The following is a 24263-nucleotide window of genomic DNA, read 5'->3' on the forward strand; positions in this document are numbered from 1 at the left end:
GGCCCCCCTTCGCGTACCTTTGACGGCTGCCCAGCACGTCAGAAGGGGGCCCGGTGGCCGCACAGGCGCAACAGGACTCAGCGGTCGACTCGGTTCACGACTCCGTACGGGAGGACTCCGTACGAGACCGAGAGATCAGCGTGGAACAGGCACACCTGGACCGGGTGTACCGCCGCCTCGAGGAGAAGATCCACGAGGCCGAGTTCCTCATGCACGACGCCGCGCAGCGCGGCCACGTCGGCACGCCCGGCGCGCTGGCCGAGCGCGACGCGCAGGTCTTCCGGGCCGGCATCCACCTCAGCCGCCTGAACAACGAGTTCGAGGACTTCCTCTTCGGCCGTATCGACCTGCTCCTCGGCAAGGACGGCAAGAAGGGCCCGGACGGCGCGTACACGGCCGTCGAGCCCGCCGAGGGCGCCCTGCGGCCCGACAGCACCGCCGACATCGCCGAGACCCTGCACATCGGCCGCATCGGCGTCCTGGACGAGGACTACGCCCCGCTGGTCATCGACTGGCGGGCGCCCGCCGCGGCGCCCTTCTACCGGTCCACGCCGGTCGATCCGGGCCGGGTCGTGCGCCGCCGGGTGATCCGCTCCAAGGGGCGGCGCGTCCTCGGTGTCGAGGACGACCTCATGCGGCCCGAGATCAGGGCCCGCCTGGAGGGCGAGGAGCTGGCCGTGGTCGGCGACGGCGCCCTGATGGCCGCCCTGGGCCAGGCCCGCACGCACTCCATGCGGGACATCGTGGCCTCCATCCAGGCCGAGCAGGACCTGGTCATCCGCGCCCCCGCCGCCTCCGTGACGTACGTGGAGGGCGGCCCCGGCACCGGCAAGACCGCCGTCGCCCTGCACCGGGCGGCGTACCTGCTCTACCAGGACCGGCGCCGGTACGCGGGCGGCATCCTCATCGTCTCGCCGACTCCGCTGCTGGTGGCGTACACCGAGGGCGTGCTCCCCTCCCTCGGCGAGGAGGGCCAGGTCGCCATCCGCGCCATCGGCTCGCTGGTCGACGGCGCCGAGGCCACCCTGTACGACTCCCCGGCCACCGCCCGCGCCAAGGGCTCCTCCCGCATGCTCAGGGTGCTGCGCAGGGCCGCGCGCGGGGCGCTGGAGCCGGACGCCTCGCCGACCCTGCTGCGCGTCGTCGCCTTCGGCCGCCGCCTCGAACTGGAGGCGGCGGAGCTGGCGGACATCCGCCGCACCGTTCTCGGCGGCACCGCGCCCGTCAACCTGCTGCGCCCCCGCGCCCGGCGGCTGCTCCTGGACGCGCTGTGGGCCAAGTCGGGCGCCGGCACCCGGCACACCGACCCCGAGCTGGCCGCCGAGCTGCGTTCCTCCTTCGACGAGGACGTCAGCTCCGAGGACTCCTTCATCGCGTTCCTCGACGCCTGGTGGCCGGAGCTGACCCCCGGCGCGGTGCTGGCGGCCATGGCGGACGAGCGGAGGCTGGGCCGCTGGGCCCGGCGCGTCCTCAACCCCGGCGAGGTCCGCAAGGTGGCCCGTTCGCTGCGCCGCGAGGGCCACTCCGTGCACGACATCGCCCTGCTCGACGAACTGCAGGCGATCGTCGGCACCCCGGCCCGCCCCCGCAGGCGGCGTGAGCTGGACCCGCTGGACCAGCTCACGGGCCTGGACGAGCTGATGCCCCAGCGTGAGGAGACCCAGTGGGAGCGCGCCGAGCGGCTGGCGGCGGAGCGCACCGAGTACGCGCACGTCATCGTGGACGAGGCCCAGGACCTCACCCCCATGCAGTGGCGGATGGTGGGCCGCCGCGGCCGGCACGCCACCTGGACGGTCGTCGGTGACCCGGCCCAGTCCTCGTGGTCCGACCCCGACGAGGCGGCGGCGGCCCGCGACGAGGCCCTGGGCTCCCGCCCGCGCCGCCGCTTCGAGCTGACCGTCAACTACCGCAACCCGGCCGAGATCGCCGAGCTGGCGGCCAGGGTGCTGGCCCTCGCCATGCCGGGCTCCGAGTCCCCGGCGGCCGTCCGCTCGACGGGCGTGGAGCCGCGCTTCGCGGTGGTACGGGACTCCCTCGCCCAGACGGTCCGGGCGGAGGCGGCCCGGCTGCTGGACCTCGTGGACGGCACCGTCGGCGTCGTGGTCGCCATGAACCGCCGCGAGGAGGCCCGGCGCTGGCTGGCCGGGCTCGGCGACCGCGTGGTGGCGCTCGGCAGCCTGGAGGCCAAGGGACTCGAGTACGACGCCACGGCCGTCGTCTCGCCCGCCGAGATCGCCGACGAGTCGCCCGCCGGGCTGCGCGTGCTGTACGTCGCCCTGACCCGGGCCACCCGGCAGCTGACGGTCGTCTCCTGCGAGCGGGACGAGCCGGACGCGGCAGGGGTGCCGGACCTCCTGCGCGACTGAGGCGCCGGGAGGCGCAGAGGCGGGATGTACGAGAGGCGGGATGTACGAGAGGCCCGCGCCGTGGAACGGCGCGGGCCTCTCGTCTTCTCCGCTTAGGTGGCACCGACCCGCCATGCTCGCCTCGCGGCAAGTGGTCGCTCTAAGCGACGAAGGTTGGGCCCGGGGGCTTGGATCGAGCCGGTGCCACGTCCAAGGTAACAAACGATCCCCGCAAGACAATTCCCGTCCCGCGGGTTCTTTCCCGGGCAGGCTCGCCTCTTCCGTCGACCCGCAGCTTCTCGTATGGTGGAAGTCGTTTTCCGAAAGTGCCTCATCGTCCGGTGGGGACGGCGCGCGAACACAAAGTTCGCAATCCGGGGTGGCTACCACGTACTCGGTGGTAGGTGCGACGATCGGACGGCACAACGCAGCTACACGGTGAAAGCAGAGGAAGTCGGCCATGGCAACGGCGCCCAGCGTCTCCTACTCGATGACGGTCCGACTGGAGGTGCCCGCGGGCGGAACCGCGGTCTCGCAGCTCACCACCGCGGTGGAGTCCGCCGGAGGCTCCGTCACCGGCCTCGACGTCACGGCCTCCGGCCACGACAAGCTCCGTATCGACGTCACCATCGCCGCGGGCTCGACCTCGCACGCCGACGAGATCGTGGAGCAGCTGCGCGGCATCGAGGGCGTCAGCCTGGGCAAGGTCTCCGACCGTACCTTCCTCATGCACCTCGGCGGCAAGATCGAGATGGCGTCGAAGCACCCCATCCGCAACCGCGACGACCTGTCCATGATCTACACGCCGGGCGTGGCCCGCGTCTGCATGGCGATCGCCGAGAACCCCGAGGACGCCCGCCGCCTGACCATCAAGCGCAACTCCGTTGCGGTCGTGACGGACGGCTCCGCGGTGCTGGGCCTCGGCAACATCGGCCCGAAGGCCGCCCTGCCGGTCATGGAGGGCAAGGCCGCCCTGTTCAAGCGCTTCGCCGGTATCGACGCCTGGCCGCTCTGCCTCGACACCCAGGACACCGACGCGATCGTGGAGATCGTCAAGGCCATCGCCCCGGGCTTCGCGGGCATCAACCTCGAGGACATCTCCGCGCCCCGCTGCTTCGAGATCGAGGCCCGGCTGCGCGAGGCCCTCGACATCCCCGTCTTCCACGACGACCAGCACGGCACCGCGATCGTCGTCCTCGCCGCCCTGACCAACGCCCTGCGCGTCGTCGACAAGCCCATCGAGAACGTACGGGTCGTCATGTCCGGCGCCGGTGCGGCCGGTACGGCCATCCTGAAGCTGCTGCTGGCCGCAGGCGTGAAGAACGCGGTCGTCGCCGACATCCACGGCATCGTGCACGCCGGCCGCGCCGACCTGGTCGACGCCGCGCCCGGATCGGCGCTGCGCTGGATCGCCGACAACACCAACCCCGAGGGCCTGACCGGCACTCTCAAGGAGGCCGTGCACGGCGCCGACGTCTTCATCGGCGTGTCGGCCCCCAACGTCCTGGACGGCGAGGACGTGGCCGCCATGGCGGAAGGTGCGATCGTGTTCGCGCTCGCGAATCCCGACCCCGAGGTGGACCCGGCGATCGCCCGCCAGACCGCCGCGGTCGTCGCCACCGGCCGCTCCGACTTCCCCAACCAGATCAACAACGTGCTCGTCTTCCCGGGCGTGTTCCGCGGTCTGCTGGACGCCCAGTCCCGCACGGTCAACACCGAGATGATGCTGGCCGCCGCGCACGCCCTCGCGGACGTGGTGACCGAGGACGAGATCAACCCGAACTACATCATCCCCAGCGTCTTCAACGACAAGGTCGCCGGTGCCGTCGCGGGCGCCGTGCGGGACGCGGCCAAGGCCGCCGGAGTGGTGGCGTAGCACCCGGACGGATTGTGGGCGGTCCGTGGCGTGGTGGTGAGGATCATCACGGCGGCCGCCCCACCGGCGCGTCGCGGGATGTCGGGCCTGGGATCGCCCTCTAGGGTTGCGCAAGGCTCAGGCCCTCTCTTCGTGTGACTCCCAAGGGTGTTCTCACGACTCCTGGGGGTGCCGGATTGGCTTTACCGCCGCAGGTGGAGGCAGGATGCCTCCCTGGGCGCGAGGGTCTGACGACCGACCCGGCTCCGGGGAGTGTCCGAAGACCCTGGCAGCATCGGCATCGCTGTGCCCAACATGCGGCTCCGCCGCGTGGCACGCCTCAACGGCAAGAAGAACACGGGAGTAACAACATGAACCGCAGTGAGCTGGTGGCCGCGCTGGCCGACCGCGCCGAGGTGACCCGCAAGGACGCCGACGCCGTGCTGGCCGCGTTCGCCGAGGTTGTCGGCGACATCGTCTCCAAGGGCGACGAGAAGGTCACCATCCCCGGCTTCCTGACCTTCGAGCGCACTCACCGTGCCGCTCGCACCGCCCGCAACCCGCAGACCGGCGAGCCGATCCAGATCCCGGCCGGCTACAGCGTCAAGGTCTCCGCGGGCTCGAAGCTCAAGGAAGCCGCCAAGGGCAAGTAAGCGTAAGCGCTCCGCTTTGAGCGCCGGGGGCTGCGCGGGCCGTCCGTTCAGCTTGCGGGCCGTGCGCGGCTGCGGGCCGTGTGCGGCTGGTCGCGCAGTTCCCCGCGCCCCTTTCGGGGCGCACCACGCAACGCCGATGGGGCGGTCACCCGGACTCGGGTGACCGCCCCATCGGCGTTGCGTGGTACGTCAGCCCAGGGCCTTGCCCGGCAGCTCCACCTTCGCGCCCAGCTCCACGAGCTTCTCCATGAAGTTCTCGTAGCCCCGGTTGATCAGGTCGATGCCGTGGACCCGGGACGTGCCCTGGGCCGCGAGAGCGGCGATCAGGTAGGAGAAGCCGCCGCGCAGGTCGGGGATGACCAGGTCGGCGCCCTCCAGCTTGGTCGGTCCCGAGACGACGGCCGAGTGCAGGAAGTTGCGCTGTCCGAAGCGGCAGTGGGAGCCGCCGAGGCACTCGCGGTACAGCTGGATGTGCGCACCCATCTGGTTGAGCGCGGAGGTGAAGCCGAGACGGGACTCGTAGACCGTCTCGTGGACGATGGACAGGCCCGTGGCCTGCGTCAGGGCGACCACCAGGGGCTGCTGCCAGTCCGTCTGGAAGCCGGGGTGCACGTCCGTCTCCAGGGCGATGGACTTGAGCTGGCCGCCCGGGTGCCAGAAGCGGATGCCCTCGTCGTCGATCTCGAAGGCGCCGCCCACCTTCCGGAAGGTGTTCAGGAACGTCATCATCGAGCGCTGCTGGGCGCCGCGGACGTAGACGTTCCCTTCGGTCGCCAGCGCCGCCGAGGCCCAGGAGGCGGCCTCCAGGCGATCCGAGAGGGCACGGTGGGCGTAGCCGCCGAGCTCGTCCACACCGGTGATGCGGATGGTGCGGTCGGTGTCCATCGCGATGATCGCGCCCATTTTCTGCAGTACGCAGATCAGGTCCTCGATCTCCGGCTCCACGGCGGCGTTGGACAGCTCCGTGACGCCCTCGGCCAGCACGGCCGTCAGCAGCACCTGCTCGGTCGCGCCGACGGACGGATACGGCAGGTTGATCTTCGTACCGCGCAGCCGCTGCGGGGCCTCCAGGTACTGGCCGTCCGCCCGCTTCTCGATCTTCGCGCCGAACTGCCGCAGCACCTCGAAGTGGAAGTCGATGGGCCGGCCGCCGATGTCGCAGCCGCCCAGACCCGGGATGAAGGCGTGCCCGAGGCGGTGCAGCAGCGGGCCGCAGAACAGGATCGGGATGCGCGACGAGCCCGCGTGGGCATCGATGTCGGCGACGTTCGCGCTCTCCACGTGGGAGGGGTCGAGCACCAGCTCGCCGGGCTCCTCACCCGGACGGACGGTGACCCCGTGCAGCTGCAGCAGTCCGCGTACGACCCGCACGTCGCGGATGTCCGGCACATTGCGCAGCCGGCTCGGCGCACTGCCCAGCAGGGCGGCCACCATGGCCTTCGGCACGAGGTTCTTCGCACCGCGGACCCGGAGCTCGCCCTCCAGCGGGGTTCCGCCGTGGACAAGCAGTACGTCATCAGCGCCGTTGACGGTCATGAATCTCGCGTTCCGTGGTGGGGGTTGGGCAGGGGCCAGAAGGGAAAGGGTAATCGCCTTGTACCCCCCTTCAGTAAGCCTGTGCACGGTCCGGCAACGTCATGGCTTTGTCACAACACGAACCGTTCACCGGCGGGCACGTGCGGTCACGACGGCGGCGCGCCCACGGCGCACGCGTTCACCCCCGTGCCCCCGATTGCCTCCCCACGGGAGGGGAACATGCGGGATCATGTCAGGCATGACCGAGGTGTCCTCGCTCACGGGGCGGCTGCTCGTGGCAACGCCCGCCCTGGCGGACCCGAACTTCGAGCGCGCGGTGGTGCTCCTTCTCGACCACGACGAGGAGGGTTCCCTCGGCGTCGTCCTCAACCGTCCCACGCCGGTCGACGTGGTCGACATCCTGGCGGACTGGGCGGATCTGACCGGCGAACCCGGTGTCGTCTTCCAGGGCGGCCCGGTGTCGCTCGACTCGGCCCTGGGCGTGGCCGTCGTCCCCGGCGGGGCGTCCGGCGAGAGGGCACCGCTGGGCTGGCGCCGGGTGCACGGCGCGATCGGCCTGGTCGACCTCGAGGCGCCGCCTGAGTTGCTGGCCCCCGCCGTCGGAGCCCTGCGCATCTTCGCCGGGTACGCGGGCTGGGGGCCCGGTCAGCTCGAGGACGAGCTGGCGGAGGGTGCCTGGTACGTGGTCGAGTCCGAGCCCGGCGACGTGTCCTGCCCGGTGCCCGAGCGGCTCTGGCGCGAGGTCCTGCGCCGTCAGCGGGGCGACCTGGCCATGGTGGCGACGTATCCGGACGACCCGTCGCTCAACTGATCTCCCACCCCGGTCCGTGTGAGCTCCGATACCCCGGCTTTCAGTACCCTGGCAGGCATGAGCACTCTCGAGCCCGAGCGCGGGACTGGTACGGGGACCCTCGTAGAGCCGACGCCGCAGACCTCCCACGGTGACGGTGACCACGAGCGCTTCGCCCATTACGTCCAGAAGGACAAGATCATGGCGAGCGCCCTCGACGGCACCCCCGTCGTGGCGCTGTGCGGCAAGGTCTGGGTACCGGGCCGCGACCCGAAGAAGTATCCCGTCTGCCCCATGTGCAAGGAGATCTACGAGTCCATGAGCGGCGGCGGAGACGAAGGCAAGGGCGGCAAGGGCGGCGACAAGAAGTAGCCGACCCTTCCAGACCTTCCCGGCCGGACTTCTCGAAGGCCCCCGGAGTGTGCCCGCGCACACTCCGGGGGCCTTCCTGTTGTCACGAAGTGGTTGAGACCTCTTGTGGACATGTTCATGTACTCCATAACCTCCTGGGTGTTGTGCAGAGCGAAACCGTCATTGCATATGTTGCAACGCACGCCCGGAGGAACACTCCATGAAGCTCGCCCCCCGCCTGGCCGTATTGCTGGCCGCCGCCGTCGTCACCGCGACCGCCTGCGCCCCCCAGACGTCCGACAACTCCTCCTCCGGCAAGGATGAGAAGAGCGGCACGCTACGGGTCTGGCTCTTCCAGGAGGTCGACACCAAGCCGAAGGAAAAGGTCGTCGACGCGGCCCTGGCCGACTTCGAGAAGGCGCACGAGGGCGCGAAGGTCGACGTCGAGTACATCCCCGTCGAGACCCGCGCCCAGCGCATCAAGGCCGCCTTCAACGACCCCGACAGCGCCCCCGACGTCATCGAGTACGGCAACACCGACACCGCCGGCTACGTGAAGGACGGCGGACTCCTGGACGTCACCGAGGAGTTCGAGGCCTGGGACGAGGCCGACGACGCCGACCCCACGGCCCGGCAGTCCGTCACCGTGGACGGCAAGGTCTACGGCGCCCCCTACTTCGTCGGCGTCCGCGCCCTGTACTACCGGACCGACGTCTTCGACGAACTCGGCCTCGAGGCCCCCCGGTCGATGGACGAACTGGCGTCCACCGCGAAGCGGATCCGCGACGCGAAGCCCGGCCTGTACGGCATCGCGGTCGGCGGCGCCTACACCTACGGCGCGCTGCCCTTCATCTGGGCGGCCGGCGGCGAGCTCGCCACCGGCAAGGGCGGGTCGTACGCCTCGGCGATCGACAGCGCCGCCGCCCGGAAGGGCATCGAGGCGTACACGTCCCTCTTCGGCGACGACAACTGCCCCGCCGCCAAGTGCGCCGGCATGGGCGGCAACGACACCGTCACCGCGTTCGCCTCCGGCAAGGCGGCCATGGCGATCGGCGGCGACTTCAGCCACCAGGCCGTGGAGGCGGGGGAGGCGAAGGGCAAGTACGCGGTCGTGCCGCTGCCGGGAGTGAAGCCCGGCTCGATCGCCCCGGCCTTCGCGGGCGGCAACAACATCGGCGTCCTGAAGAGCACTTCGCACCGCACCCTCGCCGTCGACCTGATGAAGCGGCTCGCGTCGAAGAAGGCGCAGGGTGAGCTGTTCGACGCGATGGGCTTCCTGCCGACCTTCACGGACGTGCGGCAGCGGGTCGCGGCCGAGGAGCCCTTCGTGAAGCCGTTCGTCGACACCCTCGCCGCGGGCACCAAGTTCGTGCCGGCCTCGCCCGCGTGGGCGACGATCGACTCGTCCCAGGTGCTGCCGACGATGTTCCAGGAGGTGGTCAGCGGCAAGAAGGACGTGGGCGCCGCCGCCGGGGACGCGGCTCGGAAGATGGACGACGCGTTCGGCTCCGCCGGGTGACGGGGGTGCCCACTAGCTCGGGGGGCGCGGTGCGTTCGCGGCCGCGGGTCCGCAGTGGCTCGTCGCGCCCACGCGGCGGTAGCCGCGGATCCAACACAGCCCCGCGCCCCTTCGGGGGCGGCTCCAGTACGCCTTGGTTGTATCTCGCGCCCGCCCTCGTGGTCCTCGGCGGGCTGCTCGTCTACCCGGTCTACCAGCTCGGGCTGATCTCCTTCCTGGAGTACACCCAGGCGCAGGTCTCCGGCGGGGAACCGGCCACCTTCCAGGGGTTCGGCAACTACGCGGAACTCTTCGGGGACGCGCAGTTCTGGCGGGTGCTGCTCGCCACCGTCGTGTTCGCGGCGGCCTGTGTGGTGTCGACGCTGGCCGTCGGCTGTGCGCTCGCCGTGCTGCTCACGCGGGTGCGTGCCGTGCCGCGGCTCGCGCTGATGCTGGCCGCCCTCGGAGCCTGGGCGACCCCCGCGGTCACCGGGTCGACGGTCTGGCTGCTGCTGTTCGACCCGGACTTCGGTCCCGTCAACCGGATGCTCGGGCTCGGCGACCACTCCTGGACGTACGGGCGTTACAGCGCCTTCGCCCTCGTCCTGCTCGAAGTGGTCTGGTGTTCCTTCCCGTTCGTCATGGTCACCGTCTACGCGGGGATCAGGGCCGTCCCCTCGGAGGTCCTGGAGGCCGCCGCCCTGGACGGAGCCTCGCAGTGGCGCATCTGGCGTTCGGTGCTCGCCCCGATGCTCCGGCCGATCCTGGTGGTCGTCACCATCCAGTCGGTCATCTGGGACTTCAAGGTCTTCACCCAGATCTACGTCATGACGAACGGCGGCGGCATCGCCGGCCAGAACCTCGTCCTGAACGTCTACGCCTACCAGAAGGCGTTCGCGTCCTCGCAGTACAGCCTCGGCTCGGCCATCGGCGTCGTGATGCTGCTGATCCTGCTCGCCGTGACGCTGGTCTACCTGCGGCTGCTGCGCCGCCAGGGGGAGGAGCTGTGAATCTTCCGCGCGTGCGTGTGCGCCGTCCGTGGCGGCTGGCGGCCGAGGCCTCGGCGCTGCTGATCTCGGTCGTGGTGGCCTTCCCGCTGTACTGGATGGTGCTGAGCGCCTTCAAACCGGCCGGGGAGATCGAGTCGGCCGAACCGCGGCCGTGGACCCTGGCGCCGTCGCTCGACTCCTTCCGGCGGGTGTTCGGGCAGCAGGAATTCGGTCGTTACTTTCTCAACAGCCTGCTCGTGGCGAGCACCGTCGTGATCGCCTCGGCGCTGATCGCGTTCCTCGCGGCGACCGCGGTGACGCGTTTCCGGTTCCGTTTCCGGACCACTTTGCTGATCATGTTCCTGGTGGCCCAGATGGTGCCCGTGGAGGCGCTCACCATCCCGCTGTTCTTCCTCATGCGGGACTTCGGCCAGCTGAACACGCTGGGGTCGCTGATCCTGCCCCACATCGCCTTCTCGCTGCCGTTCGCGATCTGGATGCTGCGGGGATTCGTGAAAGCCGTGCCTCAGGCCCTGGAGGAGGCCGCCTACATCGACGGGGCGAGCCGGGCGCGATTCCTGTGGCAGATCCTTTTCCCGCTGGTCTTCCCGGGGCTGGTGGCCACCAGCGTCTTCTCCTTCATCTCGACCTGGAACGACTTCCTGTTCGCCAAGTCGTTCATCATCAGCGACACGTCCCAGTCGACGCTGCCGATGGCGCTGCTGGTCTTCTACAAGCCGGACGATCCCGACTGGGGCGGCGTGATGGCCGCCTCCACGGTGATGACGATTCCGGTGCTGGTCTTCTTCGTACTCGTGCAACGACGACTCGTCTCCGGCCTCGGCGGAGCGGTGAAGGACTGAGGTGACCGACGTGATTCCCCAGCCACGGCAAGTGACGTCCCACGAGGGCGAATTCTTCGATCTCGGCCCGGACACCAAGGTGGTGGCGGGCGACGGCACGGAGCGCACCGAGCGCTGGCTGCGCGCCACGCTGGGCGCCGCGACCGGCCTGCCGCTCGTGCCCGGCACGGGGGACGCCGACGTCGTCCGCCTGTCCCTCGACGGCGCACTGGGCGCCGAGGGCTACCGCCTCGTCGCCGAACCGACGGGCGTGCACCTGGCGGGCGGCGATCCGGCCGGCCTCTTCTGGGGCGCCCAGACGCTGCGCCAACTGCTCGGCCCGGACGCCTTCCGGCGCGCGCCGCTTCCCGGCGGCCGGTGGCGGCTGCCCGCGGTCCGGATCGAGGACGCGCCCCGCTTCCCCTGGCGGGGCCTCATGCTGGACGTCGCCCGGCACTTCATGCCCAAGGAAGGCGTCCTGCGTTACCTGGACCTGATGGCCGCCCACAAACTCAACGTCCTGCACTTCCACCTGACGGACGACCAGGGCTGGCGCGTCGAGATCAAGCGGTACCCGAAGCTCACGGAGACCGGGTCCTGGCGGGCGCGCACCAAATACGGCCACCGGGCCTCCCCGCTCTGGGAGGACAAACCCCACGGCGGTTACTACACCCAGGACGACATCCGGGAGATCGTCGCCTACGCGGCCGAACGGAACATCACCGTCGTCCCCGAAATCGACGTACCCGGACACTCGCAGGCCGCCATCGCCGCGTATCCGGAACTCGGCAACACCGATGTGATCGACACCACGGTGCTCTCCGTCTGGGACACCTGGGGGATCTCTCCGAACGTCCTCGCCCCCACCGACGGCACCCTGCGTTTCTACGAGGGCGTGTTCGAGGAACTCCTGGAGCTGTTCCCCTCGGAGTTCGTCCACATCGGCGGCGACGAATGCCCCAAGGACCAGTGGCGGCGCTCGGCCACCGCGCAGGCGCGCATCGAGGAACTCGCCCTCGCCGGCGAGGACGAACTCCAGGCCTGGTTCATCCAGCACTTCGACACCTGGCTCGCCGAACGCGGGCGCCGGCTCATCGGCTGGGACGAGATCCTGGAGGGCGGACTGGCCAAGGGCGCCGCCGTGTCCTCCTGGCGCGGGTACGCGGGCGGGATCGCCGCCGCGCGCGCGGGCCACGACGTCGTCATGTGCCCCGAGCAGCAGGTGTACCTGGACCACCGGCAGCACGCGGGCGAGGACGAACCGGTGCCGATCGGCTTCGTGCGCACCCTGGAGGACGTCTACCGGTTCGAGCCGGTTCCGGCGGAGCTGACGCCCGACGAATCCGGACATGTGCTCGGCACGCAGGCGAACGTGTGGACCGAGGTGATGGAGAACCTGGCGCGCGTGGACTACCAGACGTTCCCGAGGCTCGCCGCGTTCGCCGAGGTCGCCTGGAGTGTCCTGCCCGCCCCGGCCGACCGGGACTTCACCGGCTTCGAGCGCCGGATGGCCGCCCACTACCGGCGGCTTGACGCCCTCGGTGTCGCCTACCGGCCGCCCGGCGGCCCGCTGCCCTGGCAGCGGCGGCCCGGTGTCCTCGGCCGCCCGATCGACGGACCGCCGCCGAACAAGTAAGGAGAAAGCCCCGAAACGCCACCGAAGAGTGGCAACTCTCGCTCATCGCACGCACCTCCGATTGTCGGCGGATTACCGGAGAACGTGTGGGAAAACGGACCATCCCGCCTAGGAGATGGGCGAATGCCTCCTAGCGGGCCCCCGCGTCCGGCCCCTGCGAAGATGTGCCAGAGTTGCCACGTCCGCCCTGTCAGGTCGTACCGTACGGCCACATGGGCGGGACCAGGTGGGACAGCGGGAAGGGGCAGTCGGTTTGACCACGCACGCACCGCAGGCGGCGCAGGCCGTCACGCTGCCCACGACACTGGACGAGGCCGTGGCGGCACTGGCCGCCATGCCCGCCGCCGTTCCGGTCGCGGGCGGCACCGACCTGATGACCTCCGTCAACTCCGGCCAGCTCAGGCCCGCCGCGCTGGTGGGCCTCGGCCGGATCAGCGAGATCCGCGGCTGGCAGTACCAGGACGGTCACGCTCTGCTCGGCGCGGGACTCACCCACGCCCGCATGGGCCGCCCCGACTTCGCGGCGCTCATCCCCGCGCTCGCCGCCGCCGCGCGCGCCGCCGGACCACCGCAGATCCGCAACGCGGGCACCCTGGGCGGCAACATCGCCTCGGCCGCCCCCACCGGGGACGCGCTGCCGGTGCTGGCCGCGCTCGAGTCGACGCTGATCATCGCGGGCCCGGACGGGGCCCGGCGGGAGATGCCGGTCTCGCACCTGCTGGCCGGCATGGAGATGCTCCGCGCGGGCGAACTCATCGGCTACGTGCGCGTGCCGCTGCTGCACGCGCCGCAGGTCTTCCTGAAGGCGACCGGCCGGACCGGCCCGGGCCGCGCGATGGCCTCCGTCGCGCTGGTCCTCGACCCCGCCCGGCGCGGGGTGCGGTGCGCCGTCGGCGCCATCGCGCCCATGCCGCTGCGCCCGCTGGAGGCCGAGCAGTGGGTGGCCTCGCTCATCGACTGGGACAACGGCCGCGCGATCGTCCCGGAGGCGCTGAGCGCCTTCGGCGAGTACGTCGCCGCCGCCTGCATCCCCGACGCGGCCCCGGCCGAGGACGGCTCCGTACCGCAGCTCCCGCCGGCCGTACTGCACCTGCGGCGCACCGTCGCCGCGCTGGCCCGACGAGCACTGGGGAGGGCGCTGTCGTGACCGACGACCAGCACGGCGACGAGCACGGAGAGGGCACGCCCCCGAGCGGCGGACGCTGGGACCCGCTGCCCCAGGGCGACTACGACGACGGCGCCACCGCCTTCGTGAAACTCCCCGAGGGCGGTGTGGACGCGCTCCTGGCCTCCGCCGACAGCCCGCTCGCCGCCCCCGGGCACGGCTATGTGCCGCCGCAGATCACGGTCACGCCCGCGACCACCGCCGGCACCGACCCGGCGGTCACCGGCACCTGGGCGATGCCGTCCGCGCCCGTGGACGGCACGCAGTGGCACGTCCCGGACGCGGGGCAGGAGCCCGCCGCCCACCAGGGGCACGCCGAGTACCCGCAGCAGGACACGTACGGCGGGAGCGTGCCGTACGACGCGAACACGCCGTACGACGCGAACACGCCGTACGGCACGAGCGCGTCCTACGACGCGAACGCCGGACAGGGCGACCGGTTCGCCTACCGGCCCGGGGCCACCGGCCAGTGGGACTTCTCCGGGGCCGGGGCCGGGGCGGATGCCGCCGCTGCCGCGCACGGAGCGCCGGCCGAACCCGATGACGCGTCCGGCCGCAACGCGACCGGGCGGGGCATGACGGGCCAGGACGTGACCGGCCAGGACGTGACCGGCCAGTGGTCCATCCCGGTCGCCGACGGCGACCTGCCGGACGAGTCGGGCGAGTTCACCCAGTCCACCCTGGCCGAGCAGTGGGGCGGCACCGCACCGGCCACCCTGCCCGGCGGCGCTCCCGCCCCCTGGGCGACCCAGCAGGCCGGACAGCCGTGGGGCGACCGTACGGCGGAGGCCGAAGGTTCCGGCGGGGAACGGCCGGCCGAGGACCCGTCCGCACCCGGGGCGCCCGAACCGGCCGCCGGCCCGTACGCCGAAGTGCCCCCGGAACCCGCCGCCGAGACGGGGGCCCCGGTGCCTTCGGCCGGCGATGCGGTGACCGACGACGCGGTGACCCACGAGCCCCTGGAGTCCGAGGAGGCCCCTGAGGGGCCCCTGGAGGTGCCAGGGGGCACCGACGAGGACGTGGCGGCCGGGCCCGGCCCGGAGGCCGCCGAGGCGCCCGCGACGGGCCCGTCGCGGGCCACCTCGCAGGAGCCGGCACCCGGCCAGGAGCCGGAATCCGGCCAGGAGCCGGAACCCGGACCCGAGCCGGGGCAGGAGCGCGAGCAGGACACGGAGGCGGAGCCCCACCCCGGCACCCGGGACGAGCCCCGAACCGAGACCGGCCCGGCCGCTGCCGCGCAGGCCGGCCCGGCCACCCCTCGGGAAGGTGCTCCCGCCGGTGCGCACGAGGAGCACCCCCTCGCCTCGTACGTGCTGCGCGTCAACGGCGCCGACCGGCCCGTCACCGACGCCTGGATCGGTGAGTCGCTGCTGTACGTGCTGCGCGAGCGGCTCGGCCTCGCGGGTGCCAAGGACGGCTGCTCGCAGGGCGAGTGCGGCGCGTGCAACGTGCAGGTCGACGGCCGCCTGGTCGCCTCCTGCCTGGTCCCGGCCGTGACCAGTGCCGGCAGCGAGGTGCGTACGGTCGAGGGCCTGGCCGCCGACGGGCGGCCGTCGGACGTGCAGCGGGCGCTCGCCCGGCGCGGCGCGGTGCAGTGCGGCTTCTGCGTGCCCGGCATGGCGATGACCGTGCACAACCTCCTGGAGGGCAACCCGGCGCCGACCGAACTGGAGGCCCGGCAGGCCCTGTGCGGCAACCTGTGCCGCTGCTCCGGCTACCGGGGCGTCCTCGAGGCGGTCAAGGAGGTCGTCGCCGAGCGCCAGGCGCACGCCGCCCCCGACACGGCCGAGACGGACGCCGACGAGCCCCGTATCCCGCACCAGGCGGGTCCGGGCGCGGGCGGCGTCAACCCGTCGGCGTTCGAGTCCCAGGGACCACCCGGCCCACCCCCCGGTGCACCGGACGCGCAGGCACCGCACGAACAGCCCTACCAGCCGTACGGTGACCAGCCCTACGGTGACCAGCCCCACGGCCAGGACGGAGGCCACGCGTGAGCAACGACGCCGCGACTGCGGAGGCCGCGGGAACCACCGAGGCGGCACCCGTCCCCGAGCCGATCCCACACGGCCTCGGCGCGTCCCTGCCGCCGGCCGACGCCCGCGCCAAGACGGAGGGCACCTTCCCGTACGCGGCCGACCTGTGGGCCGAGGGCCTGCTGTGGGCGGCCGTCCTGCGCTCGCCGCACCCGCACGCGCGCATCGTGTCCATCGACACCACCCACGCGCGCGAGATGCCCGGCGTACGGGCGGTCGTCACGCACGAGGACGTGCCCGGTGCCCCGTCGCACGGACGCGGCGGCCGGGCCGACCGCCCGGTCTTCGCCTCCGAGGTCGTACGCCACCACGGCGAGCCCATCGCGGCCGTCGCCGCCGACCACCCGGACACCGCGCGGATGGCCGCCGCGGCCGTCATCGTCGAGTACGAGGCGCTCGATCCGGTCACCGACCCGGAGCAGGCCTTCGAGGCCGAGCCGCTGCATCCCGACGGCAACCTGATCCGGCACATCCCGCTGCGGCACGGCGACCCCGACGCGGCCGGCGAGGTCGTCGTCGAGGGCCTGTACCGCATCGGCCGCCAGGACCCCGCGCCGATAGGAGCCGAGGCGGGCCTGGCGGTACCGCGCCCGGACGGCGGCGTGGAGCTCTACCTGGCCTCCACCGACCCGCACGCCGACCGCGACACGGCCGCGTCCTGCTACGGCCTGACACCCGAACAGGTGAAGATCGTCGTCACCGGGGTGCCCGGCGCCACCGCGGACCGCGAGGACCAGGGCTTCCAGCTGCCGCTGGGCCTGCTGGCCCTGAAGACCGGCTGCCCCGTCAAACTGACCGCCACGCGCGAGGAGTCCTTCCTCGGCCACGTCCACCGGCACCCCACCCTCCTGCGCTACCGCCACCACGCGGACGCCGAGGGCCGGGTGGTGAAGGTCGAGGCGCAGATCCTGCTCGACGCCGGTGCCTACGCCGACACCTCCTCGGACGCCCTGGCCGCCGCCGTGGCGTTCGCCTGCGGCCCGTACGTCGTGCCCAACGCCTTCATCGAGGGCTGGGCCGTACGCACCAACAACCCGCCCTCCGGCCATGTGCGCGGCGAGGGCGCCATGCAGGTGTGCGCCGCCTACGAGGCGCAGATGGACAAGGTCGCCAAGAAGCTCGGCCTGGACCCCGCCGAGGTGCGGCTGCGCAACGTACTGGCCACCGGCGACGTGCTCCCCACCGGCCAGACGGTCACCTGCCCGGCGCCGGTGGCCGAACTCCTCCAGGCGGTACGCGACTTCCCCCTCCCCGCCCTGCCCAAGGACACGCCCGAGTACGAGTGGCTGCTGCCCGGAGGCCCCGAGGGCGCGGGCGAACCGGGCGCGGTGCGCCGGGGCGTGGGCTACGGCATCGGCATGGTGCACATGCTGGGCGCCGAGGGCGCCGACGAGGTCTCCACGGCCACCGTGAAGGTCCAGGACGGCGTGGCGACGGTGCTGTGCGCGGCCGTCGAGACCGGCCAGGGCTTCACCACCCTGGCCCGGCAGATCGTCCAGGACACCCTGGGCGTCGACGAGGTGCAGGTGGCGCCGGTCGACACCGACCAGCCTCCGGCCGGCGCGGGCTGCCGCGGCCGCCACACGTGGGTGTCGGGCGGCGCGGTGGAGCGGGCGGCCAAGATGGTCCGTACCCAGCTCCTCCAGCCCCTGGCGCACCAGTTCGGGATGTCGACCGAGCTGCTCCAGATCGCCGACGGCAAGATCACCTCGTACGACGGCGTGCTGTCGACCACGGTCGCCGAGGCACTGGAGGGCAAGGAACTGTGGGCCACCGCCCAGTGCCGCCCGCACCCGACCGAGCCGCTGGACGAGGCCGGCCAGGGCGACGCCTTCGTCGGCATGGCCTTCTGCGCGATCCGCGCGGTGGTGGACGTCGACATCGAGATCGGCTCGGTACGGGTCGTGGAACTGGCCGTCGCGCAGGACGTGGGCCGGGTCCTGAACCCGACCCAGCTGACCGCCCGGATCGAGGCGGGCGTGACCCAGGGCGTCGGCATCGCGCTGACGGAGAACCTGCGCACTCCGCGCGGTCTGATCCGGCACCCCGACCTGACCGGCTACGCCCTGCCGACCGCGCTCGACGCCCCGGACATCCGGATCGTGAAGCTCGTCGAGGAACGCGACGTGGTCGCCCCCTTCGGCGCGAAGGCGGTCAGCGCGGCGCCGGTGGTGGCCTCCCCGGCGGCCGTCGCCTCCGCCGTGCGCGCGGCCACGGGACGCCCGGTCAACCGCCTCCCGATCCGCCCGCAGGCCGCGGTGGTGACCGGCAACTGATCCTTCCCGCGCGTGTGGGGCAACGGGCGAGGGGGTGCGGCGCGTCCTACCGGGCGAACGGGTTCCGCTCGCAGAGGCGTTGTCAGTGGCGGCGCGTAGTCTCCGCAGGAGTGCGAACGGCAGTCGCCCGCACGGGCGGATACACACTCTCGGGGGAGACGATGCACGTGGCCACGAGCGGGACGACGACCATGGCGTGTCCGGCGGGGACGGCCGCCCGGGCGGTGCCGTCGCTGGTGACCCGGGTCCGCCTCGCGACGTCGGTGGAGGACCCGTCGTGGACGCGCGGCGCCTCCTGGTGGCCGCGGGGGGCATGTGAGAGGCCGTCCCTGTGGAAGACGTCCGAGCTGCTGGGCGGCCTGCTCCTGACGGCGGGCCGCCGTACGACGCCGGAACCGCCCCCGGGGCTGCCGGCCCGGCTCCTGGACCGGGAGTTCGGCCGGGGCCGGGTGACGCGCTTCGAGGACATCGATTTCCCGGGGACCCTTGAGCACGGGCCCACCCGCCGCTTCCTATGCGAGACGGGCCTGCCCGAAAACGCCCACCCCTTCCGGCTGGACCCGGCCGACATGCCGCTGGTGCTGCCGACGGTGGCCGAGTGGTGCGACGAGTTCCCCGGGAACCGCATCCCCGATCGCGCGGATCACCTCATACGCCTGGGCCGGCTGGAGGACGGCGATCACGTGGTCGTCGACGGCACGACGGGGGCCGTCCTGACCTGGAGGGCGTCCGACGGCATCCTCCACCCCCTGACGTCGGACGTCTCCGCCCTCGCCCTCGTCCTGTGGGCACTGCGCCGCGCGGCGCCGCCGAAGACCGTCGGCGGCGTCGACCCCGCGTAAATCCCGCGACCGCGAGCGGAGCCCGCCGGGGAGGCGGACCCGGACCGGTGGACCCGGACCGGCGGTCGTACGACCAAGGTCCCGGTCCTGTACCTCCTCCCGACAGGGGTCAAAGGGCACTGCGGCCCTTACTCTGGCGACCATGACCGCCCCTGAACCACGCGACACCGACGTCGCCGTCCCGGCTGTGACCGCCGCCGCCTCCGCCGCCTCCGCCGCCCCCGCCGAGACCGTGCTGAGCCGTGCCTACCGGGCGCTGAGCATCGGCATCGTCTCCGTCGTCGTACTGATCGCCTTCGAGGCGACGGCGGTGGGGACGGCGATGCCGGTGGCGGCGCGGGAGCTGGACGGGGTGTCGTTGTACGCGTTCGCGTTCTCGGGGTACTTCACGACCAGCCTGTTCGGGATGGTCCTCTCCGGTCAGTGGTCCGACCGTCGGGGGCCTCTCGCGCCGCTGACCGGCGGGATCGCCGCCTTCGCGGCCGGGCTGGTGCTGTCCGGGACGGCCGGGGCGATGTGGCTGTTCATCCTCGGACGGGCCGTGCAGGGGCTCGGCGGCGGGCTGGTGATCGTCGCGCTGTACGTCGTCGTCGGGCGTGCCTACCCCGAGCGGCTGCGGCCCGCGATCATGGCGGCGTTCGCGGCGGGGTGGGTCGTCCCGTCGATCGTCGGCCCGCTGGCCTCCGGCGCGGTGACCGAACACCTCGGCTGGCGCTGGGTGTTCGTCGGTATCCCGGTGCTGGTCGTGTTCCCGCTGGCACTCGCGCTGCCGCAGATACGCAGCCGCGCCTCCGGCGCCGTCACGGGAGGGGACGAGGCGCCGGCCTCCTTCGACGGCCGCCGCATCCGTCTCGCGCTCGCCATCTCGCTCGGCGCGGGCCTGCTCCAGTACGCCGCCCAGGATCTGCGCCCGGCCTCCCTGCTGCCCGGCGCGGTGGGCGTGGCGCTGCTCGTCCCGGCCGTCCTCGGGCTGCTGCCGCGCGGCACCTGCCGGGCGGTGCGCGGCCTGCCCTCCGTCGTCCTGCTGCGCGGTGTCGCCGCGGGGGCCTTCGTCGCCGCCGAGTCCTTCGTACCGCTGATGCTGGTCACACAGCGCGGGCTCAGCCCCACGCTGGCGGGTCTCTCGCTGGCGGCGGGCGGCGCGACCTGGGCGGCGGGCTCCTGGCTGCAGTCCCGGCCGCGCCTGGAACCCCACCGCGAGCGCCTGATGGCCCTCGGCATGTCCCTGGTGGCGGCGGCCATCGCGACGGCGCCGAGCGTGCTGATCGACGCCGTGCCCGCCTGGACGGTCGCCGTCGCCTGGGCCTTCGGCTGTTTCGGGATGGGCCTGGTGATCTCCTCCACCAGCGTGCTGCTGCTCAAGCTCTCCGCCCCCGAGGAGGCCGGCACCAACTCCGCGGCCCTCCAGATCTCCGACGGCCTGTCCAACGTCATCCTGCTGTCGGTCGGCGGAGCGGCCTTCGCCGCCCTCGGCGGCGGCACGGTCAGCCACGCGGCCACGGAGGCGACCGGCTCCCACCCGGCGGCCTTCGCGGCGGTGTTCCTGCCGATGGCAGGAGTGGCGCTGGTGGGGGCGTGGGTGGCCACGCGGGTGCGGGAGCGGTGAATCGCGAGCGGTGGGGAGGACCGGTCGCGAGGCCGGTCGCGAGGACCGGCCCCGAGGACCGGCCCCGAGGACCGGTCGCGAGGCCGATGCGGCGGTTGTGACGTCCGTCCCACCCGCGGGTGACCCACCCCGGTACGCGCGTTGATCGCGCCGGCGCGCCGGTAGGGTGGCCCGGTTGTCATACGTGGCCGACCGCTCTACCCCCCTCGGAGACCGTGACTACCACCGCCAGCTCCAGCACCTCGCACCACCTGTCCCCGGCCTTTCCCGGCCGTGCCCCGTGGGGCACCGCCAGCAAGCTGCGGGCCTGGCAGGAGGGGGCGATGGAGAAGTACCTCCAGGAGCAGCCCCGGGACTTCCTGGCGGTCGCCACGCCCGGCGCCGGCAAGACCACCTTCGCCCTGACGCTCGCGTCCTGGCTCCTGCACCACCACGTCGTGCAGCAGGTGACCGTCGTCGCGCCGACCGAGCACCTGAAGAAGCAGTGGGCGGAGGCGGCCGCGCGGATAGGGATCAAGCTCGACCCCGAGTACAGCGCCGGGCCGCTCAGCCGCGAGTACCAGGGCATCGCCATCACCTACGCGGGCGTCGGCGTCCGTCCCATGCTGCACCGCAACCGCGTCGAGCAGCGCAAGACCCTCGTCATCCTCGACGAGATCCACCACGCCGGTGACTCCAAGTCCTGGGGCGAGGCCTGCCTGGAGGCGTTCGAGCCGGCCACGCGGCGGCTCGCGCTGACCGGCACGCCGTTCCGGTCGGACACCAACCCGATCCCCTTCGTGGCGTACGAGGAGGGCAACGACGGCATCCGGCGCTCCGCCGCCGACTACACCTACGGGTACGGCTCCGCGCTCGCCGACGGCGTCGTGCGCCCGGTCATCTTCATGAGCTACAGCGGCAACATGCGCTGGCGGACGAAGGCGGGCGACGAGATCGCCGCGCGGCTGGGCGAGCCCATGACCAAGGACGCCGTCAGCCAGGCCTGGCGCACCGCCCTCGATCCGCGCGGCGAGTGGATGCCAGCCGTGCTGCGCGCCGCCGACCAGCGGCTCACCGAGGTCCGCAAGGCCATCCCGGACGCCGGCGCCCTCGTCATCGCCGCCGACCAGGACTCCGCCCGCGCCTACGCCAAGCTGATCCGCGAGATCACCGGCAGCAAGGCCACCGTCGTCCTGTCCGACGACACCGGCGCCTCCAAGAACATCGACGACTTCAGCGGCAGCACCGACCGGTGGATGGTCGCCGTCCGCATGGTGTCCGAGGGCGTCGACGTGCCCCGGCTCGCGGTCGGCGTGTACGCCACCACCATCTCCACGCCGCTGTTCTTCGCCCAGGCCGTCGGCCGTTTCGTGCGGTCCAGGCGGCGCGGCGAGACCGCCTCCGTCTTCCTGCCGACCGTCCCCGACCTGCTCACCTTCGCCAACGAGATGGAGCGTGAGCGCGACCACGTCCTCGACAAGCCCAAGAAGGGGGGCGAGGAGGACCCGTACGCCGAGTCCGAGAAGGAGATGGACGAGGCGAACCGGGAGCAGGACGAGGACACCGGCGAACAGGAGCAGTTCTCCTTCGAGGCACTGGAGTCCGAGGCCACCTTCGACCGGGTCATGTACAACGGCGCCGAGTTCGGCATGCAGGCCCACCCGGGGAGCGAGGAGGAGCAGGACTACCTCGGCATCCCCGGGCTCCTGGAGCCCGACCAGGTGCAGCTGCTGCTCCAGAAGCGGCAGGCCCGGCAGATCGCGCACAGCCGCAAGAAGCCCGACGACGAGGCCGACCTGCTCGAACTGCCCGCCGAACGGCGCCCGGTCGTCTCGCACAAGGAGCTGATGGAGCTGCGCAAGCAGCTCAACACCATGGTCGGCGCCTACGTCCACCAGAGCGGCAAGCCGCACGGCGTGGTCCACACCGAACTGCGCCGCGTGTGCGGCGGCCCGCCCAGCGCCGAGGCCACCGGCGGGCAGCTGCGCCAGCGCATCGCCAAGGTGCAGGAGTGGGCCACCCGCATGAAGTGACGGGCGGTACCCGGACGTCGGCCGCACGCGCTGTACGTATCCGGACAAACACAGGTAGTCCGCACCGGCCACCGCCCGGATTCTGGACGGAGCCTTCCGCTGAGCGAACCGGCTCGCTACTGTCCCGCTACGCACACGCCCCGTGGCAGCGCCGCCGCGGAGCGCAGCCGTGAAGCGACTGGGCCCGGGCACAAGGCCGGGCCGTCAGCCGACCGGCGGCCTCTGAAGCGCGTCACTGACGGGACTCGGTGACGCAATCCCGCGAGGAGGGCCGCCGACCTCACCACTAAGGAGTGGGCGTCGTGACCGCGGAGACCTCTCAGACGCTCGACCGGGGACTGCGGGTCCTCAAACTGCTGGCCGATACGGACCACGGGCTGACCGTCACCGAGCTATCCCACAAACTGGGCGTGAACCGGACCGTTGTGTACCGGTTGCTCGCCACGCTGGAACAGCACGCACTCGTACGCCGTGACCTGGGCGGACGCGCCCGGGTCGGACTCGGGGTGCTGGGGCTCGGCCGCCAGGTGCATCCGCTGGTGCGCGAGGCGGCGATGCCGGCACTGCGCTCGCTCGCCGAGGACATCGGGGCGACGGCCCATCTGACGCTGGTGGACGGGGCGGAGGCGCTGGCCGTGGCCGTCGTCGAGCCGACCTGGACGGACTACCACGTGGCCTACCGGGCGGGCTTCCGGCACCCGCTGGAGCGGGGGGCCGCGGGGAAGGCGATCCTGTCCGCGCGGCAGCAGGGGCAGCCCGCCGACGAGGAGAGCTGGCCCGGGTACGCCCTCACCCACGGCGAACTGGAGGCGGGCGCCTGCGGGGCGGCCGCGCCGTTGCTCGGGGTGACGGGAGTGGAGGGCAGTGTCGGGGTGGTGATGCTGGCCGACGTGGTGCCCGAGCGGGTCGGGTCGCGGGTGATGGAGGCGGCGCGAGAGGTGGCGGAGGCGTTGCGCTAGCCGCTCCGGCCGGTGGACCGGCGTGGGCGCTTGCGGGGGATGGGCGACGCGGCTGCCCGCAGCCGCGTCGCGTTAGATTGGCTCCGTGCTCTCTCGCCTCACGCGCCCCCAGGTGCTCGCCGTCTGTGCTCTGCCCGTCGTGGCGCTGCTCGCCACCGCCGTGTTCGCGCCCCTGCCGTTCTCCGTGGCGCAGCCGGGGCTGACGGCCGATGTGCTCGGGCGGAACCAGGGAGCTCCGGTGATCACCATCAAGGGGGCGCCGACGCACGAGACGCGCGGGCAGCTGCGGATGACGACCATCGAGGCGACCGGTCCCGACGCGAGCGTGCACCTCGGTGACGTGCTCGGTGGCTGGTTCGACACCGACCGGGCGGTGATGCCCCGCGACGCCGTCTACCCGAGCGGCGACGACGTCAGGGAGATCGAGGAGTACAACGAGGAGCAGATGAAGGAGTCCCAGGACGCGGCGACCACCGCCGCCCTGGACTACCTGGACCTGGACAAGGCGGACGTCGACGTCCAACTGCGCCTGGAGGACGTCGGCGGCCCCAGCGCCGGGCTGCTCTTCTCCCTCGGCATCGTCGACAAGCTGGCCGCCGGCGACCTCACCGGCGGCCGGGTCGTCGCCGGTACCGGCACGATCACCACCGGCGGCAAGGTCGGCGCGGTCGGCGGTGTGCCGTTGAAGACGCAGGCCGCCCGGCGGGACGGGGCCACCGTCTTCCTGGTGCCGAAGGCGGAGTGCTCGGACGCGCGGGCGGAGCTGCCGGAGGGCCTCAGGCTGATCCCGGTCACCACCCTGAAGGGCGCGGTCGACTCGCTCGAGGCCCTGGAGACGGGCCGGGGCGAGGTCCCCGCCTGCTGAGCGCCCCACC

The 24263-nt window shown here is 72.4% G+C and carries 18 protein-coding genes; 17 read left to right on the forward strand and 1 reads right to left on the reverse strand.

Features of this window, described 5'->3' with window-relative positions:
- The first annotated feature begins 53 nt into the window (after positions 1 to 53).
- From ACZ4V1_RS00300 to ACZ4V1_RS00310, 3 genes are all read left to right on the forward strand, one after another.
- Complete coding sequence (locus ACZ4V1_RS00300; RefSeq protein ID WP_468327540.1) at positions 54 to 2366, forward strand: HelD family protein; 2313 nt, start codon at positions 54 to 56, stop codon at positions 2364 to 2366.
- Positions 2367 to 2805: 439 nt separating this feature from the next.
- The gene (locus ACZ4V1_RS00305; RefSeq protein ID WP_468327542.1) at positions 2806 to 4221 is read left to right on the forward strand and encodes an NAD-dependent malic enzyme; all 1416 of its coding nucleotides are present in this window, start codon (positions 2806 to 2808) and stop codon (positions 4219 to 4221) included.
- Between the two features lie 350 nt (positions 4222 to 4571).
- Positions 4572 to 4853, forward strand: a complete 282-nt coding sequence (locus ACZ4V1_RS00310) for an HU family DNA-binding protein (RefSeq protein WP_003950507.1) — start codon at positions 4572 to 4574, stop codon at positions 4851 to 4853.
- Positions 4854 to 5042: 189 nt separating this feature from the next.
- Here ACZ4V1_RS00310 and murA read toward each other — a convergent pair whose 3' ends face one another.
- On the reverse strand, positions 5043 to 6389 hold the full coding sequence (murA, locus tag ACZ4V1_RS00315) for a UDP-N-acetylglucosamine 1-carboxyvinyltransferase (RefSeq protein ID WP_468327544.1): 1347 nt from the start codon (positions 6387 to 6389) through the stop codon (positions 5043 to 5045).
- A gap of 238 nt (positions 6390 to 6627) precedes the next feature.
- On the opposite strand from murA, the gene ACZ4V1_RS00320 reads away from it, so the two are divergent.
- From ACZ4V1_RS00320 to ACZ4V1_RS00385, 14 genes are all read left to right on the forward strand, one after another.
- A complete protein-coding gene (locus ACZ4V1_RS00320) occupies positions 6628 to 7200 on the forward strand; it encodes a YqgE/AlgH family protein (RefSeq protein WP_468327546.1) in 573 nt (190 codons plus the stop codon).
- A 57-nt stretch (positions 7201 to 7257) separates the two neighbouring features.
- Positions 7258 to 7551 (forward strand): DUF3039 domain-containing protein, encoded by a 294-nt coding sequence (locus tag ACZ4V1_RS00325; RefSeq protein WP_055417189.1) that lies wholly within the window; start codon positions 7258 to 7260, stop codon positions 7549 to 7551.
- 199 nt (positions 7552 to 7750) lie between these two features.
- Complete coding sequence (locus tag ACZ4V1_RS00330; RefSeq protein WP_468327549.1) at positions 7751 to 9049, forward strand: extracellular solute-binding protein; 1299 nt, start codon at positions 7751 to 7753, stop codon at positions 9047 to 9049.
- 29 nt (positions 9050 to 9078) lie between these two features.
- A complete protein-coding gene (locus ACZ4V1_RS00335; RefSeq protein ID WP_468327551.1) occupies positions 9079 to 10038 on the forward strand; it encodes a carbohydrate ABC transporter permease in 960 nt (319 codons plus the stop codon).
- Positions 10039 to 10049: 11 nt separating this feature from the next.
- Entirely contained in the window at positions 10050 to 10880 is an 831-nt protein-coding gene (locus ACZ4V1_RS00340) for a carbohydrate ABC transporter permease (RefSeq protein WP_468327553.1), read from the forward strand.
- Position 10881: 1 nt separating this feature from the next.
- Complete coding sequence (locus ACZ4V1_RS00345) at positions 10882 to 12495, forward strand: beta-N-acetylhexosaminidase (RefSeq protein ID WP_468327555.1); 1614 nt, start codon at positions 10882 to 10884, stop codon at positions 12493 to 12495.
- Between the two features lie 253 nt (positions 12496 to 12748).
- Entirely contained in the window at positions 12749 to 13642 is an 894-nt protein-coding gene (locus ACZ4V1_RS00350; RefSeq protein WP_468327557.1) for an FAD binding domain-containing protein, read from the forward strand.
- Positions 13639 to 15654, forward strand: coding sequence for a (2Fe-2S)-binding protein (locus ACZ4V1_RS00355; RefSeq protein WP_468327559.1), 2016 nt, complete (start codon positions 13639 to 13641; stop codon positions 15652 to 15654). Before ACZ4V1_RS00350 ends, ACZ4V1_RS00355 begins: the two co-directional genes overlap by 4 nt.
- On the forward strand, positions 15651 to 17969 hold the full coding sequence (locus tag ACZ4V1_RS00360) for a xanthine dehydrogenase family protein molybdopterin-binding subunit (protein WP_468327561.1): 2319 nt from the start codon (positions 15651 to 15653) through the stop codon (positions 17967 to 17969). Before ACZ4V1_RS00355 ends, ACZ4V1_RS00360 begins: the two co-directional genes overlap by 4 nt.
- A gap of 161 nt (positions 17970 to 18130) precedes the next feature.
- Positions 18131 to 18811, forward strand: a complete 681-nt coding sequence (locus ACZ4V1_RS00365) for an SUKH-4 family immunity protein (RefSeq protein ID WP_468327563.1) — start codon at positions 18131 to 18133, stop codon at positions 18809 to 18811.
- A 142-nt stretch (positions 18812 to 18953) separates the two neighbouring features.
- Positions 18954 to 20417, forward strand: coding sequence for an MFS transporter (locus tag ACZ4V1_RS00370; protein ID WP_468327565.1), 1464 nt, complete (start codon positions 18954 to 18956; stop codon positions 20415 to 20417).
- Positions 20418 to 20632: 215 nt separating this feature from the next.
- The gene (locus ACZ4V1_RS00375) at positions 20633 to 22429 is read left to right on the forward strand and encodes a DEAD/DEAH box helicase (RefSeq protein ID WP_468327567.1); all 1797 of its coding nucleotides are present in this window, start codon (positions 20633 to 20635) and stop codon (positions 22427 to 22429) included.
- A gap of 302 nt (positions 22430 to 22731) precedes the next feature.
- A complete protein-coding gene (locus ACZ4V1_RS00380; RefSeq protein ID WP_468327569.1) occupies positions 22732 to 23388 on the forward strand; it encodes an IclR family transcriptional regulator in 657 nt (218 codons plus the stop codon).
- Positions 23389 to 23473: 85 nt separating this feature from the next.
- Positions 23474 to 24253 (forward strand): S16 family serine protease, encoded by a 780-nt coding sequence (locus ACZ4V1_RS00385; protein WP_468327571.1) that lies wholly within the window; start codon positions 23474 to 23476, stop codon positions 24251 to 24253.
- Positions 24254 to 24263: the final 10 nt, after the last annotated feature.

The sequence above is a fragment of the Streptomyces sp. NPDC028991 genome, from assembly GCF_055564775.1.